This window comes from Pseudomonas sp. GW822-FHT06B12 (genome assembly GCF_058799675.1).
Genome location: NZ_JBXALR010000015.1, coordinates 124,186 through 135,265, shown reverse-complemented (window position 1 = coordinate 135,265; position 11,080 = coordinate 124,186). Strand labels below are relative to the sequence as shown.

Below are 11,080 nucleotides of genomic sequence, written 5' to 3'. Positions count from 1 at the left end.
GCACGGTGCGCGGCGGCGTGGAGTTCTTTTGAATCGAGGGAGGCGTAGGGGGAAACGGGGTCGGTTTCGGGGGGATTGGGGGTGGCTTTGAACATGGTGAACCTCGCTTTGTCATTGTGAGTTACCACCGTCTGCCGCCAAGCAGATTGGGTGGCGGGTTGCACAAGTTTGGCGGACCGGCTTAAAGCGCAAAAATACCGGCATCCCCGAAGGAATCCTTGAGCAACCCGCCATGACACAGGAGAGCAGGCACCCAAAAGTGCCGTCAATCATGTTAGGGAGCGCTGTTGCGCGCATTTAATACCGGGCCGCCAAGCCCGTTCGCTGAATGGTCAGCGACACGGAAACGATAGGGGCGAGGGCCAAAGCGCACAAGCCGGCGGATTCTGGCGTAGGTGTAGGCCATGACGCAAGGCGTTGTAGCCTGTGACGGAGGTTGCGTGGGCAAGCTTAAACGCCCGTAGCAGCTGTCGAGCCCGCGAGGCTGCGTTCGGCCGCGAAGCGGTCGTAAAATCAAGCAACATGTTCTTTCAGGCAAACCGCGTACGCAGGGTTTGCGAGGACTGCGTCCTCGAACGCAGCCTCGCGGGCTCGGCAGCTGCTACGGGCAAATGGGTAGTAAGGCCGTTTCGGTGCACCCGCAGGTGTTATCTATATAGGGCCTTATGTGGATGGCCAAGGCATAAAGTGACCCTCGATCTTCAGGCAAGAAGATCGGACATCCACTTAAAGGGAATTAACCAACGTGCCGAATAGCAATGAATATTCATACACGAGCGAACAGGTAAACGCGGCGTTTTCAGACATCAGCGCAAGTTTGTTCAAAGACAAGGTCATCAGTACCACCAACCCGAGAATACTGATCGTGGCCGGTATTCAGGGATCAGGGAAAACCTGGTTGCTGGAAGAGTCGTTACTTAAAACCGGCAACTACTCGGACTACATCAGGCTGTATCTGCCCGAGTACCGCAAAAAGCATCCGCAGTATTCACGGATGGAAACCCGCGGGGTGCTGCACGTGTATGAGCACACCGAGGCTTTTGTGCGGGAAGTGTGTACGAAGATTTTCGAAAAAGCCTTTGCCGAGAAATACAGCATCATCATGGAGTCTGCGCTGGATTCGGCAGACTTCGCGGCATTCCCGCCAATGGCCGTGTCAGCCGGCTATCAGTTTGAAGTGCATGTGGTGGCCTGTAAAAAAGAGTTCACCCATTTGTCGACGATCACCCGTGGTCTGAAGAGCCTTAAAGACAAGCAACTGGAGCGTTTCCTGAAACTCTCGGAGCTTGAGGCGAGTCTGGGTAATGCACAGACGGTGCTGAATGCCTTCGAAGAGGCCTGTGCGCAAAAGGTTGGCTCTGAAATCACCGTGTACGAGCGCGGGTTTGGTGAGCTGAAAAACCGAAAAGTTGTCTGTCGCAGCCAGTGCGACACAGTCGGTCAGTTAACCCCGCAATCGCTGGTCGATCACAAAGGCGTGACTGTTGCTATCGCTGATAACCCGGTCGCAATCGAGCGAGCACCCGGCAAGACCTCGCGCTCCTGCTATGCGGCCTACAACAACATCGTCAGCGCCGAGGTCAGTCTCAGGCGTGATCGAAGGGAAATGGTCTGGGATTGCCAACTCGCGCTGCTAGAGGCGCTACGCCTGAATAATCAGGTCCCTGCATTCGTCAACACCGACCTGGTAGGTTACGTGTTCAAGCATTTGCATCGCTGATGGTTCTTTCACGTCAAGGCGCATTCGCTCGATTGGATGTGGCTGAGAAGAATCTCTCACCCCTTCGACTCACAAAACACGGTTGCTTTCTGTCTCCAATTGGATACACTTCCTTGTGACTTATCTGATCCAGCAAACCAGGAATTTTGCTCATTGGCTTGTATCTATACGCGATATACGCGCAAGGATTGCCATCGCACGACGCATTGATCGAGCCACAACTGGCAACCTGGGCGATGTGAAGCCAGTAGGTGAAGGTGTATCCGAGATGCGCGTTGATGTCGGGGCTGGATACCGCGTGTATTTCACAATGCGCGGCGGCGTTGTCGTGGTCCTGCTGGCTGGCGGGAACAAGTCCACTCAACCTGCCGATATCCGGCAGGCCAAAAGATTGGCAAAGGAGGTTTAAAAATGTCCGATACCCTTATGCCGTTTGATATGGCGGAGCTTCTGGACACTGACGAAGCAGTCAGCGAGTACCTCTCTCAGGTTCTGGCCGAGGGCGATACTGACGAGTTTATCCGTGCGGTTGGATACGTCGCAAAAGCGCGCGGTATGGCCCAGATTGCGAATGACTCAGGCCTTGGCCGGGCAAGCTTGTACAAAGCATTTGCGCCAGGCGCCAAGCCACGCTTCGACACGGTGATTAAAGTGATGCGTGCGATGGGCATTGAGCTCCACGCTACAGTTGGGCGTGCTTGAAATCTTTAAAGAACAAGCCCAACACTAAAGTGAATACCAAGAAAAGCGCCGCTTTCCCATTTGGGGACAAGCGGCGTTTTTCTTAAGTGAGCAGCATTGCCGCCATTGGCGGGCTTCCTGCCAAATCGGTGGGTCAAAACGCAAAACACGAACAGCCAAACGCGCCCCAGAACCCCTGGAAGTCGCTGACCGGTGCGTTCGACAAGCGCGCTCGCTCATGGCTGTGGGCATGCACGGCGCAGGCGCCCACGCATTGATGCATTTGGGCGGTGAGCGGTGCCAGGGGCTTCCAGTGCCCCGGCACGTTCACCACTGGCGACCAATCGGGCATCACCGGTAGACGCGGCGGGCCGAGTTTTTCGAATTCGAGGCTGCCGTACACCACCTTGCCGTCGACCACAGTCAGTACCGATTCAATCCACTTTATCGCTTCGTCGTCGACGCTGAAGTAGTCGGCTGACAACGCCACCAGATCGGCCAGTTGCCCGACCTTGATCTGGCCCTTTGTGCCTTGCTCGGAGGAGAACCAGGCGCTGCCATGGGTGTAGAGTTCCAGCGCCGTGTCGCGGCTCAGGCCTTGCGGGTACAGCTCCAGACCGCCGACGGTGCGGCCGCTGACCAACCAGTAGAGCGACGTCCACGGGTTGTAGCTGGATACTCGGGTGGCGTCGGTGCCGGCACCGACCGGAATGCCTTCGGCGAGCATGCGCTGGATCGGTGGGGTGTGCTCGGCGGCCTTGGCGCCGTAGCGGTCGACAAAGTACTCGCCCTGAAAAGCCATGCGGTCTTGAATCGCAATGCCACCGCCCAGCGCACGAACCCGCTCGATATTCTGCGGAGTGATGGTTTCGGCGTGATCGAAGAACCACGGCAGCCCGTCGAACGGAATGTCGCGGTTAACCTTTTCGAACACGTCGAGCATCCGCGTGATCGATTCGTTGTAGGTGGCGTGCAAGCGAAATGGCCAGCGCTGCTCGACCAGATGCCGGACCACCGGTTCCAGTTCCTGCTCCATGGTCTGCGGCAAATCCGGACGTGGCTCGAGGAAGTCTTCGAAATCTGCCGCGGAGAACACCAGCATTTCGCCAGCGCCGTTGTGCCGCAAAAAGTCGTCACCCTGGCCGTAGTGCGAGGTGTTGGTCCAGTTTTTGAAGTCGGTCAGCTCTTCCTTGGGTTTTTGGGTGAACAGGTTGTAGGCGATGCGCACGCTGAGTTGCTGGTCTTTCGCCAACTGCTGGATGACCTGATAGTCGTCCGGGTAATTCTGAAAGCCGCCACCGGCATCAATGGCGCTGGTGACGCCGAGGCGATTGAGTTCGCGCATGAACTGCCGGGTCGAGTTGACCTGATACTCCAACGGCAGCTTCGGTCCCTTGGCCAGGGTCGAGTACAGGATCATCGCGTTCGGACGGGCGATCAGCATGCCCGTGGGGTCGCCACTGGCATCGCGCTGGATTTCACCACCCGGCGGGTTCGGCGTATTGCGGTCGTAGCCGACCACTTTCAGCGCCGCGCGGTTGAGCAGGGCGCGGTCATACAGGTGCAGGACGAACACAGGGGTGTCAGGTGCGGCTTTGTTCAGTTCTTCAATCGTCGGCAAGCGTTTTTCGGCGAACTGAAACTCGGTCCAGCCACCGACCACGCGTACCCATTGCGGTGCCGGCGTGCGATCGGCCTGATCCTTGAGCAGACGCAAGGCGTCGGCCAAGGACGGCACGCCTTCCCAGCGCAGTTCGAGGTTGTAGTTCAGGCCGCCGCGAATCAGGTGCAAGTGCGAGTCGTTGAGACCGGGGATCACCGTGCGTTTTTGCAGGTCGATGACTTGCGTGCTGGCGCCGCGCAGAGGCATGACGTGCGCATCATCGCCGACGGCAATAAACCGCCCGTCCTTGATGGCGACTGCACTGGCCTGGGGTTTGTCCCGGTCAACGGTGTGCAAGCGACCGTTGAATAAAATGAGATCGGCTGGGGTGTTGGTCATGCTGGTGCTCTCCGCAAGTAGAGGACTGATCCAGGCACTGACGGTGCCTGCCGAAAGGCCTTGCAGTACGCGGTAGTGAAAGCCGTCGTGGCAGTCAGATGGACTCATGGCGTCGTTCTCCGCAGGTGTTCGGTCGCGCGAGCAGCCGGATGCGCGAGCCATACGGCCAGCAAAGAATATAGACGGCTAATTCGAGGTCGATGCGTCGTGCGGGGAAATTTACGACCGGCAGAAACGACGAATCCCGCCATGGAGGCGGGATTCGTGTGCAGCCAGACGGGCTCCCAGGGGCGGGAGCCGCCGTCTTAGCTCGGGAACAGCTCGGACAGTTTCATGGCCAGCATCATGTCGCCTTCAGCGCGCAGTTTGCCGCCCATGAACGCTTGCATGCCGTCGGTCGAACCGTCGACGATGCCTTCCAGGGTTTCGCCGTCCATGACCAGAGTCACTTGAGCGTCCGGGTTTTCGCCTTCCTGCAGCTCGCAAGTGCTGTCTTTGACGATCAGCGAGAAGTTCTTGGTGTCGTCGATGCGGAAACCGAAAACCAGGTCCAGGCCGGCAGCAGCGGCTGGGTTGAACTTGGCTTTCATTGCTTGTACGGCGTCAGCTACGGAGGTCATGGTTCGATCCTTTCATGATGTGTTACAACAAGGGTCACAGTGATCCGGACTCAACGGAAAGTGATGAGTTCCGGGGCCTTCAGCAGTTGTAAATGTGCATGACTGTTGAAGGAAGCCAGCGCCACCTCGCGACCACGGAACTTCAGTTGGTTGAGCGAGGTGTTGACGATTTGCCAATTCAGCTCAAAGGCCTGCTTTGCCGGCATTTGAGTAATCAGGTGGAGCAGGGCAGTGATGGTCCCGCCGGAGGTGAACACGGCGATTTTCTGGGTGTTCTCGGCGTGTTCGAGAATGCGCTGCAAACCTGCCTGGACCCGCTCGACGAAGCCAAGCCAGCTTTCGAGGCCCGGTGGGTCGTACGTGCCCGCCAGCCAGCGCTCGATGATCAAGGCAAAAATTCGCTGAAACTCGCCGCGATTCTGCGCGGCATTGCGCAGGATGTGCAGGGCTTCAGGCTCTTCGGGTAACAGGTCTGGAAGCAGCGCGCGGATCACCGCTTCGGCGTCGAACTCGTTGAAGGCCGAATCGATTTCCAGAGGCGGCACCGGCAGGCCGACAGCACCGAATTGCGCCAGAGCGCTGTTGGCGGTGTGTTGCTGACGACGCAGGTCGCCCGACAGGCAGCGGTCGAAACTCAATCCCAGTTCAGCCAGGTGGCTGCCGAGTACTTCCGCCTGACGAATACCGGTCGGCGACAGCACGTCGTAGTCGTCTGCACCGAAGGAGGCCTGGCCATGTCGAATCAAATAGATGGTGCCCACGTCCGCGTCATCCCGGTACGTTGAAGGTTTTGCGAGGTTATGAGGATGCCGGTGAGCTGTCAATGAAAAAACATACGCTTGTTTGAAATGCTCGTTGGAGGGCCGTTACAGAAGGTTTCATGACTGGTCGCAACGCGGCCGCATGGGTATGCTGAAGGTATACGCGCCTGCGTGTTCAGCGGCGCACTGTCGTTAAGGAGTCAATGTGGATTTTCTTGCCGAGTACGCAAGTTTTCTGGCTAAAACCGTGACCCTGGTGATTGCCATCCTGGTGGTCCTGGCGAGCTTTGCGGCGCTGCGCAGCAAGGGCCGGCGCAAGTCCGCGGGTCAGTTGCAGGTCAACAAACTGAATGATTTCTACAAAGGGCTGCGTGAGCGTCTGGAGCAGTCGCTGCTCGACAAGGATCAGCTCAAGGCCGTGCGTAAGTCCGAAGCCAGGGCCGAGAAAAAACAGAAGAAAAAACCTGAAGCCAAATCTCGGGTGTTCGTGCTGGATTTCGACGGCGACATCAAGGCTTCGGCGACTGAAAGCCTGCGCCACGAAATCACCGCGCTGCTGTCCCTGGCCACGCCGAAGGACGAAGTTGTGCTGCGTCTGGAAAGCGGCGGTGGCATGGTTCACAGCTACGGTCTAGCATCCTCGCAACTGGCGCGTATTCGTCAGGCCGGTGTGCCGCTGACCGTGTGCATCGACAAGGTCGCGGCCAGCGGCGGCTACATGATGGCGTGCATTGGCGAGAAGATCATCAGCGCACCATTTGCCATTCTGGGTTCGATCGGTGTGGTGGCACAGCTGCCTAACGTCAATCGTTTGCTGAAAAAGCATGACATCGACTTCGAAGTCCTGACGGCCGGCGAGTACAAACGCACGCTGACGGTGTTTGGCGAAAACACCGAAAAAGGCCGGGAGAAGTTTCAGGAAGACCTGGATGTCACTCACGAGCTGTTCAAGAACTTCGTCTCGCGCTACCGCCCACAGCTGGCCATCAACGAAGTCGCCACCGGTGAAATCTGGTTGGGTGTCGCGGCGCTGGAAAAACGCTTGGTCGATGAACTGAAAACCAGCGACGAATACCTCGCTGAACGCGCCAAAGGTGCAGAGCTGTTTCACCTGCATTATTCCGAACGCAAGAGCCTGCAAGAACGCGTCGGCCTGGCGGCCAGCGGTTCGATTGATCGTGTCTTGCTGACCTGGTGGAGTCGCTTGACTCAACAGCGCTTCTGGTAAAGAGCACGGGGGCTCGCCAGTGCGGGCCCGTTATCGCGGCGTCGGGTGCAATGCCCGGCGCTGTACAGGCTCATGTCGCTGGCGTTTACCCTCTGCATTTCAGGCTTTTTGAGACTGTCGCGTTTTCCCTCCGGATTGAAGAAGTTTCCTGCTTTTATCAAGGCAGGCGGCGCATAAGCTCTCAACTCCCAAGTCAACTGCAAAGGATTGCAAATGATGGCGCTAGAGAGTCAACACCACCCTGCCACTGGCCGGTTACCGGCTCTGAACAAACAGACGCTGTCGAGCCTGGCACTGGACACGGTGATACCTTCGACCGCGGCCCAATATGCCGCAAAGCTGATCGAGGAGCGTTGGGGGGCAGCGCCATTGACCGCTCAACTGGTCGATCTCAACTACGATTTCCATGGCTATCCCGTGCAACAGGGCGTGCAACAGGGCGTGCAGCAAGGCCGAGTCAGAAAGTCGCAAAGCCTGGTACAGGCCTTGCTGTCCAACTATCAGACCGTGGGCGCCGGTCGTTTCGGGGAAACGGCATTCGGTCTGTACACACCTCCTATCGTGGGTCCGGAAGTCCGAATCGTCGAGATCGATCAGCCGATCAACCCTGACAGTGGCTTCCAGGACTACGAGGGCATCTACCGTCAGACCGTCCCTCAGCGCTACGGCCCGAGCACTCAGCTGAAGCTGCAGTCAGCAGAGTTCAAGAAGTGGGTGTGGGAGCTGGAGTTCAAGGGTAAATACACCGCTTATGTGCACGCTGCGTGGCCTTCCGATGAGGCCTGCCTTGCACCGCAAGGCTATCCGCTACGCACCTCGGTCAAGACAGCGTTTGTCATGGCGGCTTACTTGCAGCGCCAGGAAAACAGCCTGACCCAGGACGGACTCACGTTGGCACTACTGGCTGTCGGGTTCGATGCGCAGCAAACGTGGGAGCAGCTGACCGTTGATCAGTTGCAGGCCTGGGCGACAATCGAGTCTTCCATAGAGGCCTCGCGTCTGGTCATTTACCGTTATGTATCGAGCGATATCTGGAGCTTTCGGGAGAAAACCAGTGAGCGGATTCTGCTTTATATCCCGGGAAACTCTTCTCCCTTCCACGAGTTTGCCAGCCACAAGGCGTTGTACGAATGGGTGGTCGAGGTGGGCAAGGATGTTGCCAGGAAAGAGGCTCTGGTAGCGCATTTTTCCGACGATGACCGGCAGGACGGTACGTTCCACGCCGGCGTGTTGACCGCGCTGGACGGAATGGCAATGTACCCCCGTCAACACCTCCTGAAGAAAGGCCATGGCTTTTTCAACGATGATGGTTACTGGGACCCTGCCGATTACGTTCACCTGGAGGTCGCAACGTCTCCAGCCGACCCCTTCGCGCAGTGGGTGCTGGTGATGAAGCAAGCGGCCCAGGCCAGTATCGAAACCATTCGTGACGATGCCCAGGTCAACCGAGACGATTTGAGTGCGGTGGTCGAGCCCATTGTGCAATGGATCAACAAATTTGGCCCCTTGGCGTTGTTCGTTCCGGGGGGTGAAGGTTTGCTGGCGTTGGCCGGACTGATTGATGCCGGTTATGGGCTGGCTCAGGCGGTTGATGGCAAGACTCCTGAAGAGCGCTCCGCCGGCGTCACGCGTACGGTATTCGGCTTGCTCAACGCCTTGCCATTGGCCGCAGCGGGTGCCGCCATCAAGACTGAAGAACAGGCTGCCGTTGCTGGGGCAGAGCCGGACCCTGTGCCGGTGGTCATCGAGGAGCCGTCGCCTGGCGAGCCCCCGTTCGTTACTCCGGATGTCGCGCCTCCCGCCCCGGCTGCCGAGCGGGCAGCACTGATGCGCGGGATCGGACCCAGTGTCCAGGCATTCAGCGATGAGGTACTGGCCCAGATCGCTCATGTCAGTGCGGTGGACGATGACGTATTGCGCCTGATGCACGCGGGGCAGAGGGCACCGTCTCCGGTGCTGGCGGACACCATCAGCCGATTCACTATCGATCAGGATCTGCAACGTGCAATCGACTCATTACCCGAGGGGTCTGCGCAGGCTAAGCAGCTAAAAAGCACAAGAGTCGAGCAATTCAAGCGAAGCTACGCCGCACTCCAATACTCGGATAATGAGCGGGTCAGGCTGTTCCAGCATCAGTATCCGGGTTTGCCAAAAAGTGCGGTGGAGCAAATGCTCGACAGGTCGGGGGTGGACATCGATGCCCCCTTCACACTGGCTGATACCAAACGAGTGTTGAGGCAGTTGAGCGGCAAGGCGCGGCAGTACGAGCAACATGTGCGCCTGTGCCGCGCCTATGAGGGGCTTTATCTGAAGTCGGTCGAAAACATCGACAGCGATTTACTGGTTTTGCATACCCTGGAACGACTGCCGGGCTGGTCGCGCAAGATTCGAATCGAGGTGCTCGACGGGCTGGTCGGTACGGCTGAGTTTGACCAAGCGCTTCTCGATCTTCTGCCGCAAGAACAACGCTCGGCCCTCGGTTTGCGTCCAGACCATGAATGGCGGGACTTGCAGCTGAAAATCGGCGAGAACGCACTGCCGCGCTCCGAGCTGATGCTCGGGCTGCACAGGATGGACTCCGGGTTGACCTTTCAGCGTTTCGGGTTGCACGGCGGTGGATTTCCAAACACCGCGCAGTCCGCTGAACTGTCCATGGAGATGATGAGGCTTCAGGTCAAAGAGATTTATCCCGCTTTTACAACTGAGCAAGTGGATGAGTTTCTGTTGAATGCGGGAGCCCAGGCTCAGGCTGAGCTTTATCGGTTGAGGCAGCAGGCCGAGCAACTACGTGTCGACATCACGGGCTGGATCGAAGACGTCACTGATGACGTCGAGGACATGGATATCGAGCTCTTGGTGGCGGGGGATGCGGATGCGCAGGGGATGAGCGAGGACGAGATCGAGGATGAGAACGACGCGCGCATAGAGGAGTGGATGGAGAATGAACGTGATACCCGATATGAGCTGGCCGAGGACCTGATCGCCATTTGGCAAAAGCGTGGTGGGCCCGACAGCAGGGTCTATCGCGACGGTCAGTTGATTGGCTTTCACCTGGATATGGACTTTGAGCAGATGCACTATCTCCCGCAGCTCAACGTAAAGTTGAATGACGTGGTGTCTCTCTCCATGCCGAATCTCAAGTTAATGCATCGCGGTAGCCTTAACGGATTCCTTGAGAGTTTCCCCAATCTGCGTAAGTTGAATATGCAGGGTGTGGATTTGCGTCTCTTTGATCGGGATGGGATCGAGGTTGGCCAATTGCCGCTTGCCATCGCCGATATGCGTCAGCTTGAGGTTCTTAATCTAAAAGCGACCCGGCTGGTCCTGACAGAGGAAATCAGAGGTCAACTTGCCGAGCTTACCCGACTTCAGGAACTCGATCTAAGCGAAAACCCGCTCGGTATCCCGCCTGCAGTGATTGAGATGACTGAATTACGCAAACTCAGGCTGCGGGGAGCAGGCCTCAGGACTTGCCCGACTTTTACTCTTGATCATCCTTACCTGAAACAGCTGGATCTGCGTGATAACTACATTATTCGAGTGCCTCTCGGGGTTCGAAGGCAGTCGGTGGCCAAGGACAGCGTCTTGCTTTCAGGCAATCCGTTGGTGGACGCAGACAGTTTGAAATGGGTCATGGACCACCGTAAGCAGACCGGGATAAATCTATGGATGGGGCACGGCACGGCGGATGCTAGTTGGCCTGATGGCTGGTTGACCGGACTTTCCCCGGAGCAAGCGACACAGCAGACAGCGTGTTGGCAGCGTGTTTTGGCGAAAGAGGGCAGCAGCCGCTTTTTCGGAACCCTGGGGGTGCTGACGCACACAGCGGATTTCCGGGTGGATTACGCACCGTTACAGTTGCGCGTGTGGCACATGCTGGACGAGATGGATGCGTCGCCGGAGCTTTGCCAGGCGCTGTTTCAGGATGTGAGGTGGTCGGCCCATGATGGCGATGACCCGTTTGCCAGTTTCGAACGGCTGGAAGACAGAATGATGTTATTCAGGGAACCGTCGGTGAAAAAAGCCAGGCTCGATGACGAGACTCTTAAAGCGCCGTAGGTAGGGCAC

General features: G+C 57.7%; 8 protein-coding genes and 1 pseudogene. 5 read left to right on the top strand and 4 right to left on the bottom strand.

Going from position 1 to position 11,080, the window contains the following annotated elements; translation table 11 throughout:
• Positions 1–95: pseudogene (locus tag AC1RKH_RS25860) on the bottom strand (DUF6124 family protein); the annotation flags it as partial.
• 650 nt (positions 96–745) lie between these two features.
• Here AC1RKH_RS25860 and AC1RKH_RS25855 point away from each other — a divergent pair.
• From AC1RKH_RS25855 to AC1RKH_RS25845, 3 genes are all read left to right on the top strand, one after another.
• Positions 746–1,720 carry a zeta toxin family protein gene (locus tag AC1RKH_RS25855; protein WP_493061775.1) on the top strand — a complete coding sequence of 325 codons (975 nt, stop codon included), beginning with the start codon at positions 746–748 and terminating at the stop codon, positions 1,718–1,720.
• A 115-nt stretch (positions 1,721–1,835) separates the two neighbouring features.
• Positions 1,836–2,129 carry a type II toxin-antitoxin system RelE/ParE family toxin gene (locus AC1RKH_RS25850; protein ID WP_493061776.1) on the top strand — a complete coding sequence of 98 codons (294 nt, stop codon included), beginning with the start codon at positions 1,836–1,838 and terminating at the stop codon, positions 2,127–2,129.
• Between the two features lie 2 nt (positions 2,130–2,131).
• Complete coding sequence (locus AC1RKH_RS25845; protein WP_123425943.1) at positions 2,132–2,422, top strand: addiction module antidote protein; 291 nt, start codon at positions 2,132–2,134, stop codon at positions 2,420–2,422.
• A 133-nt stretch (positions 2,423–2,555) separates the two neighbouring features.
• Here AC1RKH_RS25845 and AC1RKH_RS25840 read toward each other — a convergent pair whose 3' ends face one another.
• From AC1RKH_RS25840 to AC1RKH_RS25830, 3 genes are all read right to left on the bottom strand, one after another.
• Positions 2,556–4,403 carry an amidohydrolase gene (locus AC1RKH_RS25840; protein WP_493061872.1) on the bottom strand — a complete coding sequence of 616 codons (1,848 nt, stop codon included), beginning with the start codon at positions 4,401–4,403 and terminating at the stop codon, positions 2,556–2,558.
• Between the two features lie 305 nt (positions 4,404–4,708).
• Positions 4,709–5,023 carry an SCP2 sterol-binding domain-containing protein gene (locus AC1RKH_RS25835; protein ID WP_008015934.1) on the bottom strand — a complete coding sequence of 105 codons (315 nt, stop codon included), beginning with the start codon at positions 5,021–5,023 and terminating at the stop codon, positions 4,709–4,711.
• 50 nt (positions 5,024–5,073) lie between these two features.
• Entirely contained in the window at positions 5,074–5,784 is a 711-nt protein-coding gene (locus AC1RKH_RS25830; RefSeq protein WP_493061777.1) for a histidine phosphatase family protein, read from the bottom strand.
• Positions 5,785–5,989: 205 nt separating this feature from the next.
• Between AC1RKH_RS25830 and sohB the strand changes: the two genes are divergently transcribed.
• Both sohB and AC1RKH_RS25820 read left to right on the top strand, forming a co-directional pair.
• Entirely contained in the window at positions 5,990–7,012 is a 1,023-nt protein-coding gene (sohB, locus tag AC1RKH_RS25825) for a protease SohB (protein WP_493061778.1), read from the top strand.
• 213 nt (positions 7,013–7,225) lie between these two features.
• Complete coding sequence (locus AC1RKH_RS25820) at positions 7,226–11,071, top strand: dermonecrotic toxin domain-containing protein (RefSeq protein WP_493061779.1); 3,846 nt, start codon at positions 7,226–7,228, stop codon at positions 11,069–11,071.
• The last annotated feature ends 9 nt before the right edge of the window (positions 11,072–11,080 follow it).

Bases quoted from the DNA above. Each gene is read 5' to 3' on its own strand.
- AC1RKH_RS25820 (WP_493061779.1), top strand. From the start codon at position 7,226: ATGATGGCGCTAGAGAGTCAACACCACCCTGCCACTGGCCGGTTACCG.
- AC1RKH_RS25845 (WP_123425943.1), top strand. From the start codon at position 2,132: ATGTCCGATACCCTTATGCCGTTTGATATGGCGGAGCTTCTGGACACT.
- AC1RKH_RS25840 (WP_493061872.1), bottom strand. From the start codon at position 4,403: ATGACCAACACCCCAGCCGATCTCATTTTATTCAACGGTCGCTTGCAC.
- AC1RKH_RS25835 (WP_008015934.1), bottom strand. From the start codon at position 5,023: ATGACCTCCGTAGCTGACGCCGTACAAGCAATGAAAGCCAAGTTCAAC.